We start from the raw sequence: 17,469 nt of genomic DNA, 5'->3' as shown, positions 1-17,469 counted from the left end.
TCATCGCACACCGCCGGCGACCGTCTCGGCCAGCGCGGCCCGCATGGCGAACCCCTGCGCACCCCGGCCGGCCTGCGGCCACAGCGCCGGTAGCCGGCCGCCGTGGTCGACGCCGACCACCCGCCAGCCACTCTGCAACATGGCGAGGACGGCGGCGGCGTGCGCGTGTTCCGCCTCGGCGCGGGCCTTCTCGGGCAGGCTGAGCCAGGTGGAGCTGTTCAACAGGAAGCCGACGCAGGTGGCGTTGTTGCCCCGCAGCCCGGCCAGCAGCTCCGCCTCGGCGACGCTGACAGTGCCGAACAGGCCGATGATCAGACCACCGTCGGAGCGCTGGCGGACCCGCTGCACGAGGCCGGTGACCTCGGCACGCTGATCCAGTCGTACCTCGGCCAGGTGGTCGAGCAGCGCCCCGTCCCCGCCGGCCTCCGAGGCGTCCACGTCCGCCCCCGCGCCGGTGACCAGCCGCAACTTGTAACCGGCCTGCCGCAGGTGGACGGCGATGCTCGCGGCGGCCGAGACCGCCCACTCGAAACTGGCCGTCGGCCCCTCGCCGCGGTGGCCGTACGCCCGGGTGTCCAGCACGACGGTGGCGCGGCTCTCCCAGGGCTGCTCCTCGCGGCGCACCATCAGCTCACCGGTGCGGGCGGTGGACTTCCAGTGCACCCGGCGCAGGTCGTCGCCGCGCCGGTACTCCCGGGTCGCCGCGTCGTCCTCGCCGTGCACCGCCACCGAGCGGGCCCGGCTGTCGCCGCTGCCCGCGTACTCCCCGGGGAGCCGGACCGACGGCAGCGGGGTGACCTGCGGGATGACCGTCAGGTGGTCGGTGCTGGGGAACGAGCGGGTGAGCTCGCAGAGGCCGAACGGATCGGTCATCCGGACGACCAGCGGGCCCACGTCGTAGCGGCCCCGCACGTCGGCCCGCACCGTGTACGCCACGGAGCTGGCCTGGTGCGCGCCGAGCCGCTCCAACACGACCCGGGGCCGGCTGCCCAGCGCGTAGGGCAGCCGGTCCTCCAGGAGCAGGGTGCCGGTCGGCAGCCGGGACAGGTTCTGCAGGCGCAGCACCACCCGGGAGTTGGCCCCGACCGGAACCCGGTGCGGGTCCAGCGAACGGTTGCAGGCCAGCTTGTAGCGGCTGCGCCCGACGTAGGCGGCGGCCAGCAACGGCAGGATGGCCAACAGCACGGCCACCCGCAGCAGGTCCTTCTCGCCGAGGATGCCGGCCGAGATCGCCGCCGCGACCGCGGCGGCGAGGAAGGACCGCCCGCGGGTGGTCAGCCCGCGTAGCCCGGCACGCACGTCATGGCCTCCGCGGCTCGTAGGGCGCGCGGCCGTTTCCGGTGGCGGGCCGGGTGTCGTACGGGTTGCGCTGCCGGTCGTGGGGGAGCGGCAGGCGGTGCACCAGCTCGGAGACGATGGCGTCGGTGGTGCGTCGGGCGAGCTGCGCGTCGGCGGTCGGGATGATCCGGTGGGCGAGCACCGGCACCGCCAGGGCCTGCAGGTCGTCGGGGAGGACGTAGTCGCGGCCCTCCAGGGCGGCGACCGCGCGGGCGGTGCGCAGCAACTGCAGGGTCGCCCGGGGGGACGCGCCGAGCCGCAGGTCGGGGGCCTCGCGGGTGGCGGTGACCAGGTCGATCGCGTACTGCTTGACCGCGTCCGCGACGTGCACCTGCCGGACGGTGGCGATGAGCTGCCGGACGATGGCCGCGTCGGAGACCGCGCGCAGCTCGTGCAGCGGGTCGGTGGCGCCGTGACCGTCGAGCATGGCCAGCTCGGCGTTGGAGTCCGGGTAACCCATCGCGATGCGGGCGGTGAACCGGTCGCGCTGCGCCTCCGGCAGCGGGTAGGTCCCCTCCATCTCGATCGGGTTCTGGGTGGCGATCACCATGAACGGGGTCTGGAGCTGGTACGTCACCCCGTCGACGGTGACCTGCCGCTCCTCCATGCACTCCAGCAACGCCGACTGGGTCTTCGGCGAGGCCCGGTTGATCTCGTCGCCGACCACCAGGTTGGCGAACACGGCGCCCGGACGGAACTCGAAGTCGTGCGTCTCCTGGTTGTAGACGCTGACCCCGGTGACGTCGCTGGGCAGCAGGTCGGGGGTGAACTGGATGCGCCGCACCGTGCAGTCGATGGACCGCGCGAGGGCCTTGGCCAGCTTGGTCTTGCCGACACCTGGGACGTCTTCGATCAGGAGGTGACCCTCGGCGAGCAGGACGGCCAGGGCGAGCCGCACGGTGGCGGTCTTACCCTCGATGACCTGCTCGATGTTGGCCACGATGGCCTCGCTGGCGGCGCGGAACTCGTCGTGCGGCAATAGGCCGCCCACCTCGTCCCAGGTCTGTTGTGTCACGGGCCTCCTCCTCGTCGCCGTCACGGCAGCTCTGCACAGAGAGCACCTGGACCCGCCGTTGGGTTCGCGACGCCGAGCCTCGTTTGCCGCAGGAATCTCACTGGTCTCTCAGGCTAACCATGTTTGTCGTTATCGCCGACCCCCGCAGGTAGTCCGTCGGTTACGCACCGATTTTCGCCAGCTCGGGGGAACGGCTTCGAGCCGCCCGGGGGCCGGCAGGACGAACCGTGGGCGAGGTACACTGCGGGGCATGGCCGGAGTCTTCCTGCTTCTTACCGGGCCGTGCTGATGCGCTGAACGCAGCGACAGCACGGCGGCCCCTCCTGCGCGAGGGGCTTTTTTGTGCCCGCCGCCGGCCCGGCCCGGTGGTGCCGAGACGAAGCGAAGCGAAGCGAGGAGAGACGATGAGTGAGGCAGCCGCACCGGCGGGCGACATTCCCCCGTTCCGGTACACCGCGGCCCTGGCCGACGAGATCGAGATCCGTTGGCAGGACACCTGGGCGCGCGAGGGCACCTTCCACGCACCGAACCCGACCGGGCCGCTGGCCGACCCGACCCACCCGCGCGCCGGCGCGGAGAAGCTGTACGTGCTGGACATGTTCCCGTACCCCTCCGGTGCGGGCCTGCACGTCGGCCACCCACTGGGCTACATCGGCACCGACTGCTACGCCCGTTACCAGCGGATGGCCGGGCGCAACGTGCTGCACGCGATGGGCTTCGACGCGTTCGGTCTGCCCGCCGAGCAGTACGCGGTGCAGACCGGCACCCACCCGCGTACCACCACGGTGGCGAACATCGAGCGGTACAAGGCGCAGCTGCGCCGACTGGGTCTGGCGCACGACGAGCGGCGTTCGGTGGCGACGATCGACACCGACTTCTATCGCTGGACGCAGTGGATCTTCCTGCAGATCTTCAACTCCTGGTACGACCGCGACGCCGCGAAGGCCCGGCCCATCGCCGAGCTGATCGCCGAGTTCGAAGGCGGCAACCGGTCCACCCCGGACGGCCGCCCCTGGGCGGAGCTGAGCGTCGCCGAGCGCCGGCAGGTCGTCGACGACCACCGGCTGGCGTACGTCTCGGAGGCGCCGGTGAACTGGTGCCCAGGGCTGGGCACCGTGCTGGCCAACGAGGAGGTCACCGCCGACGGTCGCTCCGACCGGGGCAACTTCCCGGTCTTCAAGCGCAACCTGAAGCAGTGGAAGATGCGGATCACCGCGTACGGTGACCGGCTGCTGGACGACCTGGACAGCCTGGACTGGCCCGAGCCGATCAAGCTGATGCAGCGCAACTGGATCGGCCGCTCGCAGGGCGCGCACATCGACTTCGCCACGGCCGGGGCGCCGATCCGGGTGTTCACCACCCGGCCGGACACCATCTTCGGCGCCACCTACATGGTGCTGGCGCCGGAGCACGAGCTGGTCGACACGCTGGCGCCGACCAGCTGGCCGGCGGGCACGCGGGACGCCTGGACCGGCGGGCACGCCGGCCCCCGGGAGGCCGTCGAGGCGTACCGGAAGGCGGCAGCCGCCAAGACCGACGTCGAGCGGCAGTCCGACAGCAAGGAGAAGACCGGCGTCTTCATCGGCGCGTACGCCACCAACCCGGTCACCGGCGGCCAGATCCCGATCTTCATCGCCGACTACGTGCTGGCCGGCTACGGCACCGGCGCGATCATGGCGGTGCCGGCGCAGGACGAGCGGGACTGGGCGTTCGCCGAGGTCTTCGAGCTGCCCATCGTGCGGACCGTGCAGCCGTCGGAGGGCTTCGACGGCAAGGCGTACACCGGTGACGGCCCGGCGATCAACAGCGCCGCGCCCGAGCGCGGCCTGGACCTGGACGGCCTGGGGGTCGCCGACGCCAAGGCGGCGATCATCGCGTGGCTGGAGGCGAACGGACACGGCACCGGCGCGGTGACCTACCGGCTGCGCGACTGGCTGTTCTCCCGGCAGCGCTACTGGGGTGAGCCGTTCCCGATCGTCTACGACGAGACCGGCGCCGCGATCGCCCTGCCGGAGGAGATGCTGCCTGTCGAGCTGCCGGAGGTGGAGGACTTCTCCCCGAAGACGTTCGACCCGGACGACGCGGCCTCCAACCCGGAGACCCCGCTGTCGCGTCGCCGCGACTGGGTCGAGGTGGAGCTGGACCTGGGCGACGGGCCGAAGCGCTACACCCGCGAGACCAACGTGATGCCGCAGTGGGCCGGCTCCTGCTGGTACGAGCTGCGCTACCTGGACCCGAGCAACTCCGACCGGTTCGTGGACGCGGAGAACGAGCGCTACTGGATGGGTCCGCGCGGCGAGGGCGACTGCGGGGGCACCGACCTGTACGTCGGCGGCGCCGAGCACGCCGTGCTGCACCTGCTGTACGCGCGCTTCTGGCACAAGGTCCTGTTCGACCTGGGGCACGTGTCGTCGTTCGAGCCGTTCCGCAAGCTGTTCAACCAGGGCATGATCCAGGCGTACGCGTACACCGACTCGCGCGGCAGCTACGTGCAGGCCGAGGAGGTCTTCGAGCGCGACGGCGCCTACTACCTGGGCGACCTGGCGGTGAACCGCGAGTACGGCAAGATGGGCAAGTCGCTGAAGAACGTGGTGACCCCCGACGAGATGTGCGCCGCCTACGGCGCTGACACCTTCCGCGTGTACGAGATGTCGATGGGCCCGCTGGAGGTGTCCCGCCCCTGGGAGACCCGGGCGGTGGTCGGCTCGTACCGGTTCCTGCAGCGGGTCTGGCGGGCCGTTGTCGACGAGCAGACCGGTGCCCTGCGGATCACCGAGGACCCGGCCGACGAGGCGACCCGCCGGCTGCTGCACAAGGTCATCGACGGGGTCCGTGGCGACATGGACGGCATCCGGTTCAACACCGCCATCGCCAAGCTGATCCAGCTGACCAACGGGCTGACCGGGCTGTCGGCGACGCCCCGCGAGGTGGCCGAGCCGCTGGTGCTGATGGTGGCGCCGTTCGCCCCGCACCTGGCCGAGGAGTTGTGGCGCAAGCTGGGCCATGACACCTCGCTGACGTACGCGGACTTCCCGAGCGCCGACCCGGCGTTGCTGGTGGCCGACACGGTGACCTACCCGGTGCAGGTCAACGGCAAGGTTCGTGGCCGCATCGAGGTCGCCGCCGACGCCGCCGAGGAGACCGTCCGCGCGGCGGCCCTGGACGCGGTGGCCGCGACCCTGGGCGGCAAGGAACCCCGCAAGGTCATCGTGGTCAAGGGCCGCATGGTCTCCGTGGTCGCCTGACCCGCACCCCGTCCCCGCCCCGCGTCGCCCTGCCCGCGTCGCCCCGGCCTCGTCGCCCCGGCCTCGTCGCCCCGGCCTCGTCGATCTTGCACTTTCGGATGTCGTTTCGCCCGTCGCAGCACGGTTTGTCGGGACAGGAACTGCAAGATCGGCGGGGCTGGGGGTGGGGGTGGAGTGGGGCGGGGTCAGGGTTGGGTGGCGCGGCGGCGGCGTTCGGCGCGCCACCACTGGTGGATGAGCACCAGGCTGGCGATCAGGCCCAGGCTGGCCGGGGCGGCGGCGTACCAGTTGACCTCGCCCGGGGAGCTGACCGCCGCACCGATCGCCGCGTAGCCGAAGGCTGTCGGCGCGGACGCGATCACGCTGCCGGCCAGGAACGGCAGCACCCGGGCGCCGGTCGTGCCGTAGCCGTAGCTGACCAGCCCGAAGCCGGCGATCGGCAGCAGCCGGACGGTGACCACCCCGAGCACGCTCTGCCGGGCGAACCAGCGGTCGAGGCGGGCCAGTCGACCGCGGACCCGTTCGGCGACGAACTCCCGACCGAGCAACCGGCCGACGGTGAACCCGATCGCCGCGGCCAGCAGCGCGGCGCCCAGTGCGTACCCGGCGCCCTCCAGGGGGCCGAAGATCGCGCCCGCGGCGAGCGTGATGAAGGTCCGGGGCACCAGCGCCACCAGCAGCAGCGCGCCCCCGAGGATCGCCGCCACCGGGGCCAAATCGCCCAGCCGGTCGGCGACCAGCGGCAGCTGCTCCGGATCCGGGTGGGGCACCAGCAGCAGCAGTAACCCGCAGGCGCCGATCAGCAGCACGAGCAGGGCGAACCGGACGGCCGACGGCTGCCGGAGCAGCCGCCGGACGGCGCGGATCATGCCCGGGCGGCGGCCACCGCGGAGCGGCGCTCGTTGCGGAGCCGGTCCGACCAGGTGTCGTCCAACGGCGGGAGCTGGTGCGCCCCGGTGGCCCAGCGCAGCAACAGGTCGGCCAGGGCCGGGTTGCGAGCCAGCGCCGGGCCGTGCGAGTAGGTGCCCAGGAGCTTGCCGCGCCACGCGCCCTCGGTGGCGCCGTCGTTGCCCACCCCGGCGGTGACCCGGGCCAACGGCGAGACCTCCGGACCGAGGTGGGTGCGACCGCCGTGGTTCTCGAAGCCGGTGAGCGGGGGCAGGCCCAGCCGGGGGTCGATCTCGCCGGCCAGCTCGCCCACGGCCCGGGTCTCACCCCGGTCGGACTGCAGGTCGAGCAGCTCCAGCCCGCGGCACTGCACGCCCTTGGCGAAGAACGACGTGCCGAGCAGTTGGTAGCCGGCGCAGACGCCGAACACGACCGAGCCCTGGGCGACAGCGCGGTGCAGGCCGCCGTCGGCGAGCAGCCGCTGGGCGCCCAGCGCCTGCGGGCCGTCCTCGCCGCCGCCGACTAGGTAGATGTCGGCGGTCGCGGGCAGCCGCTCATCCGAGCGGACCTCCAGCACCTCGACCGGCATCCCGCGCTGACGGGCCCGACGGGCGAGGATCAGGGCGTTGCCCCGGTCTCCGTAGGTGGAGAGCAGGTCGGGGTAGATCCAGACGATGCGCAGACTCTCAGATGACACGGTCCAACTCCGCTCGGATGTCCTGGAACGCGGTGTAGTTCGCGATGACCTCCAGCCGCCCGGGCGGGACCGCCCGGAGCGCGTCGTCGAACGTCCGGACGTGCTGGAACGGGACGTCGTTGACGTCCAGCCGCACCGCCAGGTCGTACGCCCGGTCGCCGGTGATCAGCACCTGCCGGCCCCGGAGCGGGGCGAAGTCGACGTCGTAGAGCCAGGAGGTGTCCATGCCGTCGGGGTCGCGCGCGTTGATGGAGAGCAGGGTCGGCGCTTCGTCGGCCATGTCGAACGCCTCCAGCCAGCTGGCCGGGTTCTTGGCCAGCAGCAGCCGGATGTTGCGCCCGTCCTTGTCGACCTGCGCGTAGCGGCCGGCGACCGAGGTGACGATGCCGAGGCGGGACACCGCGTCGACCGGGCGGACGCCGAACTCGGCCGCCACCGCCAGCGCCGTCGCCGCGTTGCCGAGGTTGACCTTGCCGGGCAGCTGGAGGGAGACCTTGTGCCAGGCGCCGCTGGGGTCGAGCACGCCCTCGTCCTCGACGACCCAGTGCGGCTCCGGTCGCCGTAGCGGGCAGCCGGTGCACCACCACTGCTCGCCGGAGCGCTGGATCGTCGAGCCGCACTCCGGGCAGACCCAGGAGTCGTCGTGCCAGCGCTGGCCGGCGCTGAACCACGTCACGTGCGGCGGCTTGATGCCCCGGGCGGGGTCGCCGGGCGGGGTGGCGGCCCACACCACCAGCGGGTCGTCGGCGTTGGCCACCACCCGTACGTCGGTGTGCCGGACCAGCGCCGCGCGCCAGAGCTGCGCCATCATGGCGACCTCCTTGGCGCGGTCGAGCTGGTCGCGGGAGAGGTTCAGCAGCGCGACCACGTGTGGCTCGGTCGCCTCCAGCACCTGGGCCAGATAGTGCTCGTCGACCTCCAGCACCGCGTACGGGGTGCTGCCGGCCTTGGCCAGCGCCGAGGTGTGCCCGCTGGGCATGTTGGCGCCGAACGAGTTGGTGGCGACCCGGCCGAGCACGCCGACCGCGGCGGAGGTCAACCGGGTGGTGGTGGTCTTGCCGTTGGTGCCGGAGACGAGCGCGATCGCGCGCCCGGCCGACAGGTGGGCCAGCAGGTCCGGGTCGATCTTCAGGCCGATCCACCCGCCGATCACCGAACCGTCGCCACGGCCAGCCGCCCGGGAGAGCGCCGCGGCGGTCCGTGACACGGAGCTGGCCACCTTGGCCCGTAGGGGCATTTTCGCGTCCGTCACGCGAGCGAGGTTACCGGACCGCCGGCCCCACCAGATCGCCGCCGACGGTGAACCGTTCGGCCGTGGTGGCTGCGCGGGCGGCCGGGTCGGCGTCCCCCGGACGGAGTCGATCTATGTCGGAAAGCGGACCACGCCGAGGGGCGGCCGGCGCCCTCCACTCCGCTCCACCCCTCGTGACGTGCGGTTTTGCCCCCGAGTAAGGCGCGCCGCGCGGGTGAATTTGGTTGCGGGTGGAGGGAAGTGGAGTAGAGTGGGGACCAATGGTGAGGCCGGGAGGGCTCACCGGCCCGGGGGGTCAGCGGCGCCGCGAACGCCGCTCAAGGGCGAGGGGGTTGGGCCGATGTTTCTCGGCACCCACACTCCGCGCCTGGACGAAAAGGGCCGGTTGATCCTTCCGGCGAAGTTCCGGGATGAGCTGGCGGGGGGTGTCGTGGTCACCAAAGGGCAGGAGCGCTGCCTCTACGTCTTCCCGACTCCTGAGTTCCAGCGGATCGCGGAGCAGTTGCGCGCACAGCCGATGACACACAAGGCGGCCCGGGCCTACAGCCGGGTCTTCTTCGCCAGTGCGCACGACGAGGTTCCGGACAAGCAGGGTCGGGTGACCATTCCGGCCCACCTGCGCGCCTACGCCGCACTCAACCGCGAGTTGGTGGTGATCGGCGCGAGCACGCGGGTGGAGATCTGGGACAAGGTCGCCTGGGAGACCTACCTCGCCGAGAGCGAAGACGACTTCGCCGACATCGAGGAGGGGGTGCTGCCCGGCGGTCTGTAGGGCGGTAACGGCGCCCGACGTACTGCGAGATCTCCAGCCGCTTTCGAGTTCCTGGCATCACTTCCCCGGTGCCAGGCGCACGATCCAGTCACTGGGCGACGGTCCGGTGTCAGGCGGGAGCGGATGGGGATCTGGCGGTACGACGGCAGCGCCGTCCGACGACAGGCGCACGACAAGAACGGACGTTTCAACCAGTGGGGGTCAACATGGGGGAGTTGCGCGGCACGCACGTGCCGGTGCTGCTCGAGCGGTGCCTCGAGCTGCTGGCCCCCGCGCTGGGTCGAGGCGGCCGGACGGTCTACGTCGACGCGACGCTCGGCCTGGCCGGGCACGCGGAGGCGGTGCTCGAGGCGCATCCGGAGACGGTCCTGATCGGGCTCGACCGGGACACCGAGGCGCTCGCTCACGCGCGGGTCCGGTTGGCCCGGTTCGCCGATCGGGTGCACCTGGAGCACGCCGTCTACGACGAGTTGCCGGACGTGCTGGAGCGGCTGGGCTATCCGGCCATCGACGGCATCCTGTTCGACCTGGGTGTCTCGTCGTTGCAGTTGGACGCGCCCGACCGCGGGTTCGCGTACGCCCAGGACGCGCCGCTGGACATGCGGATGGACCAGACCCGGGGGGTGACCGCCGAGGAGGTGGTCAACACGTACGCGCATCCGGATCTGGCCCGGGTGCTGCGGGTCTACGGCGAGGAGAAGTTCGCCGGTCGGATCGCCTCGGCGATCATCCGGCAGCGGGAGCGGGCCCGGATCACCTCGTCCGCGCTGCTGGCGGAGCTGGTTCGGGACTCCATTCCGGCGCCAGCCCGACGAACGGGCGGTCACCCGGCAAAGAGAACGTTTCAGGCTTTACGGATCGAGGTAAACAGAGAGCTGGCAGCGCTGGAGACAGCGTTGCCATCCGCACTCGACGCACTGACCGTGGGCGGTCGCATGGTGGTCCTGTCCTACCACTCGCTGGAGGACAGGCTCACCAAGGCGGCCCTCACGGACCGGGTCCGCAGTAAGGGCCCGATTGACCTCCCGGTCGAGCTTCCCGGGTCCGGTCCGACGTTCCGGCTGCTCAGCCGGGGCGCCGAACTGCCCGGGGAGGCGGAGGTCGCCGCGAACCCGCGGGCCGCCTCGGTGCGGCTGCGGGCCGCGGAGCGACTCGACCCGAACGCGACAGAGCTTGGGCGGACCGACCGCGAACGGTCCCGCCGACGGGTGAAGGGAATGCACCAACCGGGCACGGGGTCCGCCTGATCCGTGGGGGGTCAGGGGCACCGGGACGGCTAGAGGGACGGATGTTGAGGGGGAGGGACATGAGCATTGACAAGCGCGACCGCCGGGACGTCACCGGCGGCGGGCAGCGCGCACCGCGGTCGGGGGGCCGGATCGCGGCGGAGCGGGCTCCACGCCTCGGAAACGGTACGCCACGCATCGATCGAGTGAACCGGCAGGGGGAGACTCGCGCCCGGGGGGCGCGCGAGTTCCCGACTCAGGGCACCGCCGCGCTGCGTCCGGTCGAGAAGGCCGGCAGTGCGACCGTCGCCCGCCCGCCCCGGTTGCGGGTGGCGCCGCCGCCGCCGATCTCGGTGCCGCGTGCGCCGTTCGCGGCGCTGATCGTGGTGCTGGTGGTCGGCGGGGTGCTGGGCATCCTGGCGGTCAACACCAAGATCAATGAGAACGCGTTCCGGTTGGAGCGGTTGCAGCAGCAGCAGGCTCGACTGGACCTGGAGAAGCAGCAGCTGGACAAGCAGATCGCCGAGGCCGAGGCGCCGGGCAACCTGACCGCCGAGGCGCGGCGGCTGGGTCTGGTCGACGCCGGCGAGCCCGGCTACATCCGGCTGCCGGACGGCAAGACCCTCGAGGTGCCGCAGCCGGCCAACGGCCAGCCGTCGGTGACCAGCCAGGGTGCGGGAGGCTGACCGGTGCCACCAAGGTCGGACGAGCCGCGCCGGGACCCTACGGGGTCCCGGCGCGGTTCTGCACGTGATGCCAAGCCCGTCGACGGCGAGCCGCGCACCGGCGAGCCGGGCATCGGGGGCATCTCCGGCGCGCGCGCGTACACCCCGAGGGGTCGCACGGTCCGCGAGGAGCGCGGCACGCCGACCCGTGGCCAGGGTGCCGAGCAGCGGCGTACGCCGCGCAGCACCCGCTCCGGTGACCCGTTCCGGCCGGCGTTGCAGGTGCTCGACGGCGGCCGGGCCGCCGCCCGTTCCGGCCGGCGCGACGCTCCGGCCGCCGGACGCGGTGGGGTGGTGCGGACCGTCGTGCCGCGTACCCCACGGGGTCCCGGTGGGGACGAGCCGCCGCCGCGTCGCCGCACCACGCCACGCGCGCCGCGTCGCACCGACCGACCGGCGGCCCGGCGGCCGTCCCGCAAGCCGCGACGCCCACCGAAGCTCGCCGACTCGCGGCTGCGGCTGCGGCTGGGCACCGTGCTCGCGCTGACCCTGTTCGCCGTCATCGGGATCCGGTTGATCTTCCTCCAGGCGGTCGACGCCCCGGCCTACGCCGGGGGCGGCGTCACCGACCGGACTCGCACCGTCGAGCTGCCGGCGCCGCGCGGCGCGATCTACGACAGCACCGGCGCGCCGCTGGCCCGCAGCGTCGAGGCGCGGTACGTGTACGCCGACCCGACCAAGGTCGAAGACTCCGCCGGCACCGCGAAGGCGCTCTCGCCGCTGCTCGGCATCCCGGTGTCGAAGCTGATGGAGCTGATGAGGCCGCGCAAGCTGGAGAACGGCATCGCGTCCACGTTCGCCTACCTGGCGCGGGGTGTGGAGATCCCGACCGCCAAGCGGGTGCAGGCGCTGGAGCTGCCCGGTATCGGGGTGCACCGCGACGAACGTCGCGACGTGCCCGGCGGTGACCTGGCGGCCAACCTGATCGGCTTCACCAGCCAGGACATGGACGGCCTGGAAGGGCTGGAGGCCCGCTACGACGACGTGCTCGCCGGGCAGGACGGCAAGCGGGTGTACGAGGCCGGCCTCGGCGACCTCGGAGCGCCGATCCCGGGCGGCTACAGCCGGACCACTCCCGCCAAGCCGGGCAGCTCCCTGAGCCTCACCATCGTTCGTGACCTGCAGTTCCGCACCCAGCAGATCCTCAGCGCGGGCATGGCCAAGGTGCCGGGCGGCACCGGCGCCGCCGTGATCATGGAGATTCCCTCCGGCGCGGTGCTGGCCCAGGCCAGCAACCCCACCTACGACGCGGCGAAGCCGCTCCCCAGCGACCCGGTCGCCCGGGAGGACGCCGCGACCAGCTTCGTGGTCGACCCGGGCTCGGTGCACAAGGCGATCACCTACGGCGCGGCGCTGCAGGAGGGGGTGATCACCCCGGACACCACGTTCCCCGTCGCCAACGGCATCAAGATGGGCGACACCTGGTTCCCCGACACCCACCCGGCCGACGGCAAGCGGATGAGCATCCCGGGCATGCTCGCCTACTCGTCCAACGTCGGCGCCATCACTGTCGCCGACCGGCTCGGCCGGGACCGGCTGATCGACTACCAGAAGCGGTTCGGGCTGGGTAAGCCCACCGGTGAGGGGATGCCCGGGGAGGCCAGCGGGCGCCTGTTGCCGGCCGATGAGTGGAGCGGGTCGTCGTACGGGTCGGTGCCGATCGGGCACAGCGTCGACGCCACGCCGCTGCAGATGACCGCCGCGTACGCCGCCATCGCCAACAACGGCACGTACGTGCAGCCGCACCTGGTCAAGGAGGTGATCGGCCCGGACGGCAAGCGCACCCCCGCGCCGGCCCCGGTGACCCGCTCGGTGCTCAGCCCACAGAACGCGGCGGCCCTGCGCACCATGCTGGAGGCGGTCACCACCGTCGACCGCGCCACCGGTCTGACGGCCGCCGTCCCCGGCTACCGGGTCGCCGGCAAGACCGGAACCGGGTGGCGGCTGGTGAACGGCAAGAAGCAGCCCGGTGAGGTGTCCTCCTTCATCGGGATGGCTCCCGCCGAGAACCCCCGGTACGTGATCTCGGTCTTCGTGTACGCACCCAACAACGGGGGCGCGGCGGTCGCCGGGCCGGCGTTCCGGGACATGATGCAGTTCACTCTGCGTCACTACCGGGTGCCACCTTCCGCCGCCGGATCCGCGCCCAAGTTTGTGGTCTATCCGCGCTGAGCAGCAATGGCGGGACATCATCGGTGAGTGCCGACGAACCACCGGGGCGGCTGTGCGGCCGGAACCGGACGACCGGGTAGGGTCTGACGCCGTGCCCGGCAATCCACGTCCACGTACCGTGACCGGAGTTCGGCTCGGTGATCTCGCCATCCGGCTCGCCGTCGACCTCCCGGCGGACGCCGCCGCGGTGGTCGTCACCGGGGTCACCCACGCCAGCCAGGAGGTCCGCTCCGGCGACCTGTACGCGGCGCTGCCCGGTGCCCGCCGGCACGGTGCGGAGTTCGCCACCGGTGCCGCCGAGGCGGGTGCCGTGGCGGTGCTGACCGACCCGGCGGGCGCGGAGCTGGCGGCGCAGAGTGGTCTGCCCGCCCTGGTGGTGCCCGACCCGCGCGCCGTGCTCGGCGAACTGGCCTCGGCCGTGTACGGCGACCCGACCGCCGGTCTCACCGTGATCGGGGTGACCGGCACCGCCGGCAAGACGTCCACCGCGTACCTGATCGAGTCGGGGCTGCGGGCCGCCGGGCACACCACCGGGCTGGTCGGCACGGTGGAGACCCGGCTCGGTGACCTGGTGATCGACAGTGTGCGCACCACCCCCGAGGCGACCGACCTGCACGCCATGCTGGCCACCGCGCGCGAGCGTGGGGTCACCGCCGTGGTCATGGAGGTCTCCAGCCACGCCCTGGCCATGGGCCGGGTGGGCGGGGTGCGGTTCGCTGTCGGGGGCTACACCAACTTCGGCTCGGACCACCTGGACTTCCACGCCGACAGCGACGACTACTTCGCCGCGAAGGCCCAGCTCTTCGACGGGCGCTGCGCCGTCGAGGTGCTCAACCACGACGACCCGGCGTTGAAGCCGCTGCTCAAGCCGGGCACCGTCACCTATTCGGCGGCCGGTGACCAGGGTGCGACCTGGTGGGCCGACGGGGTGGGCGGCGAGGGGTACGCACAGCGGTTCACCGCGCACGGCCCGGACGGGGTGGCCCTCTCCGCCGGTGTCGCGCTGCCCGGTCGACACAACGTGGCCAACGCGCTGCTGGCCATCGCCGCGCTGGTCGGCGCCGGGGTCGACCCGGTGACCGCCGCGGCCGGTGTGGCCGCCTGCGGTGGCGTCCCGGGCCGGCTGGAGCTTGTCGACGTGGCCGCGCCGGTGCGCGGGGTGGTCGACTACGCCCACAAGTCGGACGCGATAGTGGCCGCGCTGGCCGCGTTGCGCGAGTTGAGCGCCGGCCGGCTGATCTGTGTGATCGGCGCCGGCGGGGACCGGGACCGGGGCAAGCGGCCGGTGATGGGTGCCGCCGCGGCGGAGGGAGCCGACGTGGTGCTGGTGACCGACGACAATCCGCGTACCGAGGACCCGGGGGAGATCCGCGCCGAGGTGCTCGCCGGGGCGTACCGGGCCGGCACGTCCGCCCGGATCATCGAGGTGGCGGGCCGCCGTGCCGCGATCGACGAGGCGGTCCGGCTGGCCGAGCCGGGCGACGTGATCGCGCTGCTCGGCAAGGGACACGAGCGTGGCCAGGAGGTGGCGGGCGAGGTGTTTCCGTTCGACGACAGCACCGAGTTGGCCGAGGCCCTGCGGGCCCGCTTCGGGGACCTGGCGGGCCAGCGGTGATCGCGCTGAGCCTGGCCGAGGTGGCCGCCGCTGTCGACGGTCGGCTGGTGTCCGCCGACCCGGACGTCACCGTCACCGGTTCGGTGGAGTTCGACTCGCGCAAGGTGGGCCCCGGTTCGCTCTTCGTGGCCTTCCCGGGGGAGAAGGTCGACGGGCACGACTACGCTCAGACGGCGATCCAGGCCGGCGCGGTGGCGGTGCTCGGCAGCCGCGAGGTGCCCGGGGTGCCGATGGTGCTCGTCGACGACGCCCTGACCGCGATGGGTCGACTGGCCCGCGCCGCGGTGGACCGGCTGCCCGGGCTGACCGTGATCGGCGTGACCGGTTCGTCCGGCAAGACCACCACGAAGGACCTGATCGGTCAGCTGACCGCCCGGCTCGGGGCCACCGTGGCACCGCCCGGCTCGTTCAACAACGAGCTGGGCCACCCGTACACCGCGCTGCAGGCTGACCCGGACACCCGCTACCTGGTGATGGAGAAGGGCGCGCGCGGGGTCGGGCACGTGCGGTACCTGTGCGAGCTGGTGCCGCCCCAGATCTCCGTGGTGCTCAACGTCGGCACCTCGCACATCGGTGAGTTCGGCTCGCAGGACGCCATCGCGCAGGCCAAGGGCGAGCTGGTGGAGGCGCTGCCGCCGGACGGGCTGGCCGTGCTCAACGCCGACGACCCCAGGGTGGACGCGATGGCGGGCCGTACGCGGGCCCGGGTGGTCCGCTACGGCGAGGCGCCCGACGCCGACGTGCGCGCCGAGGACGTCACGCTCGACGAGCGGGGGCACCCGTCGTACACCCTGGTCACCCCGGAGGGACGCGCGCCGGTGCGGCTTCGGTTGGCCGGCCGTCACCAGGTCGGGAACACGCTCGCGGCGGCGGCGGTCGCCCGGGAGCTGGGTATGCCGCTGGCCGAGCTGGCCACGGCCCTGGGCGAGCTGGGGTTGGTCTCGACCCGCCGGATGGACGTCTTCGACCGTCCCGACGGGGTGACCGTGATCGACGACTCGTACAACGCCAACCCGGCCTCGATGGCGGTGGCGGTGCGGGCTCTGGCCAGCATGGGTCAGGGGCGGCGTACCGTCGCGGTGCTTGGTTACATGGCCGAGCTGGGCCCGTTCGAGTACGACGGCCACGCCGAGGTCGGCCGACTCGCGGCCGAGCTGGGTGTCGACCGGCTGCTCGTGGTGGGTGAGCCGGCTGCGCCGATCCACGAAGGCGCGACAGCGGTAGCGAACTGGGGAGGAGAGTCGGTGCTGCTCACCGATCAGGCGGCGGCCGTCGAGGTGCTGCGGAACGAGCTACGACCGGGTGACGTCGTCCTGGTCAAGGGTTCCCGGTACCGGACCTGGGAGGTGGCCGACGCCCTGCGCGCCGACGCCGACGGGGAGTCGACCCGATGAGGGCGGTCATCGTCGCCATCGGGGTGGCCTTCCTCGTCTCGCTCTTCTGCACCCCGATCGCGATCAAGGTGTTCACCCGGCTCAAGGCCGGTCAGCCGATCCGGTCCGACGGCCCCGCCATGCACCAGGGCAAGAAGGGCACGCCCACGATGGGCGGCGTGGTCTTCATCCTGGCCACGGTGATCGCGTACGTGGCCGGGCACCTCGCCCTGACCACCCTGCCGGACCAGCAGATCGCCCAGGTGGAGCCGACCATCACCGCCCTGGTGCTGCTGGGTCTGATGGTCTTCTCCGGCGCTGTGGGTTTCCTCGACGACTTCCTCAAGGTGCGCAAGCGCAACAGTGCCGGGCTGAACAAGCGCGGCAAGTTGCTCGGGCAGATCCTGGTCGGTGCGGTCTTCGGGGTGATCGCGCTGTGGTTCCCGAGCACGATGACCAACGGTTCGGGTCTGGCGACCAACACCGAGACGGTGGGCAGCACCACGCTGAGCTTCATCCGGGACATCGACTTCCTGGAGGTCAGCAAGGTCGGCGCGGTGATCATCTTCATCTTCGTGGTGATGGCGGCGACGAACGGCGTCAACCTCACCGACGGTCTGGACGGTCTGGCCACCGGCGCGTCGGTGATGGTGCTCGCCGCGTACGCGCTGATCGCGTTCTGGCAGTACCGGCACTGGTGCGCCGACCCGAACTACACCCAGCCGTACTGCTACGAGGTCCGCGACCCGTTGGAGATCGCGCTGATCGCCGGGGCGGCGGCCGGGGCCTGTGTGGGCTTCCTGTGGTGGAACACCTCTCCGGCCCGGATCTTCATGGGTGACACGGGGGCGCTCGGGCTGGGCGGTCTGATCGCCGGCATGGCGATGTCCACCCGCACCATCCTGCTGCTGCCGATCATCGGCGGACTCTTCGTGATCATCACGATGTCCGTGGTGATCCAGATCATCTCCTTCAAGACCACCGGTAAACGGGTCTTCCGGATGTCTCCTCTGCAGCACCACTTCGAGTTGGCCGGCTGGAGTGAGGTCAACATCGTGGTGCGCTTCTGGATCATCGCCGGCATCGGCGTGGCCATCGCCCTGGGCCTGTTCTACAGCGAGTTCCTCGCCAACATGACCTGACCCGCCCCC

12 protein-coding genes and 1 pseudogene are annotated in these 17,469 nt (G+C 72.2%); 8 read left to right on the top strand and 5 right to left on the bottom strand.

Features of this window, described 5'->3' with window-relative positions; all coding sequences use genetic code 11:
• Together ACX27O_RS29445 and ACX27O_RS29440 are read right to left on the bottom strand one after the other, a co-directional pair.
• Window positions 1–1,299, bottom strand: coding sequence for a DUF58 domain-containing protein (locus ACX27O_RS29445; RefSeq protein WP_030334538.1), 1,299 nt, complete (start codon window positions 1,297–1,299; stop codon window positions 1–3).
• Between the two features lies 1 nt (window position 1,300).
• The gene (locus ACX27O_RS29440) at window positions 1,301–2,353 is read right to left on the bottom strand and encodes an AAA family ATPase (protein ID WP_030334536.1); all 1,053 of its coding nucleotides are present in this window, start codon (window positions 2,351–2,353) and stop codon (window positions 1,301–1,303) included.
• A gap of 404 nt (window positions 2,354–2,757) precedes the next feature.
• Between ACX27O_RS29440 and leuS the strand changes: the two genes are divergently transcribed.
• Window positions 2,758–5,598 (top strand): leucine--tRNA ligase, encoded by a 2,841-nt coding sequence (leuS, locus tag ACX27O_RS29435; RefSeq protein WP_030334535.1) that lies wholly within the window; start codon window positions 2,758–2,760, stop codon window positions 5,596–5,598.
• Window positions 5,599–5,783: 185 nt separating this feature from the next.
• Here the strand turns inward: leuS and ACX27O_RS29430 are convergent, their stop codons facing one another.
• From ACX27O_RS29430 to ACX27O_RS29420, 3 genes are read right to left on the bottom strand one after another with little or no spacing between them, the layout of a single operon-like run.
• Window positions 5,784–6,467 (bottom strand): TVP38/TMEM64 family protein, encoded by a 684-nt coding sequence (locus ACX27O_RS29430; protein ID WP_036411969.1) that lies wholly within the window; start codon window positions 6,465–6,467, stop codon window positions 5,784–5,786.
• Window positions 6,464–7,183 carry a type 1 glutamine amidotransferase gene (locus tag ACX27O_RS29425; RefSeq protein ID WP_030334533.1) on the bottom strand — a complete coding sequence of 240 codons (720 nt, stop codon included), beginning with the start codon at window positions 7,181–7,183 and terminating at the stop codon, window positions 6,464–6,466. The genes ACX27O_RS29430 and ACX27O_RS29425 overlap by 4 nt, the downstream gene beginning before the upstream one ends.
• The gene (locus tag ACX27O_RS29420) at window positions 7,173–8,420 is read right to left on the bottom strand and encodes a MurT ligase domain-containing protein (RefSeq protein ID WP_030334532.1); all 1,248 of its coding nucleotides are present in this window, start codon (window positions 8,418–8,420) and stop codon (window positions 7,173–7,175) included. Before ACX27O_RS29420 ends, ACX27O_RS29425 begins: the two co-directional genes overlap by 11 nt.
• Window positions 8,421–8,775: 355 nt before the next feature.
• On the opposite strand from ACX27O_RS29420, the gene mraZ reads away from it, so the two are divergent.
• The 7 genes and pseudogenes from mraZ (at window position 8,776) to mraY (ending at window position 17,460) form a co-directional block, all read left to right on the top strand.
• On the top strand, window positions 8,776–9,207 hold the full coding sequence (gene mraZ / locus ACX27O_RS29415) for a division/cell wall cluster transcriptional repressor MraZ (protein WP_030334529.1): 432 nt from the start codon (window positions 8,776–8,778) through the stop codon (window positions 9,205–9,207).
• 206 nt (window positions 9,208–9,413) lie between these two features.
• Window positions 9,414–10,524 (top strand): annotated as a pseudogene (rsmH, locus tag ACX27O_RS29410) (16S rRNA (cytosine(1402)-N(4))-methyltransferase RsmH).
• On the top strand, window positions 10,514–11,119 hold the full coding sequence (locus tag ACX27O_RS29405) for a hypothetical protein (protein WP_030334527.1): 606 nt from the start codon (window positions 10,514–10,516) through the stop codon (window positions 11,117–11,119). The pseudogene rsmH and the gene ACX27O_RS29405 overlap by 11 nt, the downstream one beginning before the upstream one ends.
• Window positions 11,120–11,122: 3 nt before the next feature.
• Window positions 11,123–13,330, top strand: a complete 2,208-nt coding sequence (locus ACX27O_RS29400) for a penicillin-binding transpeptidase domain-containing protein (protein ID WP_210866147.1) — start codon at window positions 11,123–11,125, stop codon at window positions 13,328–13,330.
• 52 nt (window positions 13,331–13,382) lie between these two features.
• Window positions 13,383–14,945 carry a UDP-N-acetylmuramoyl-L-alanyl-D-glutamate--2,6-diaminopimelate ligase gene (locus tag ACX27O_RS29395; RefSeq protein WP_030334523.1) on the top strand — a complete coding sequence of 521 codons (1,563 nt, stop codon included), beginning with the start codon at window positions 13,383–13,385 and terminating at the stop codon, window positions 14,943–14,945.
• The gene (locus tag ACX27O_RS29390; RefSeq protein WP_210866148.1) at window positions 14,942–16,339 is read left to right on the top strand and encodes a UDP-N-acetylmuramoyl-tripeptide--D-alanyl-D-alanine ligase; all 1,398 of its coding nucleotides are present in this window, start codon (window positions 14,942–14,944) and stop codon (window positions 16,337–16,339) included. The genes ACX27O_RS29395 and ACX27O_RS29390 overlap by 4 nt, the downstream gene beginning before the upstream one ends.
• A complete protein-coding gene (gene mraY / locus ACX27O_RS29385) occupies window positions 16,336–17,460 on the top strand; it encodes a phospho-N-acetylmuramoyl-pentapeptide-transferase (RefSeq protein WP_030334519.1) in 1,125 nt (374 codons plus the stop codon). Before ACX27O_RS29390 ends, mraY begins: the two co-directional genes overlap by 4 nt.
• Window positions 17,461–17,469 lie beyond the last annotated feature (9 nt).

The organism is Micromonospora sp. SD19 (genome assembly GCF_054462275.1).
Note: the sequence above shows the minus strand (reverse complement) of the source record. Positions and strands in the feature narration are given on the sequence as shown.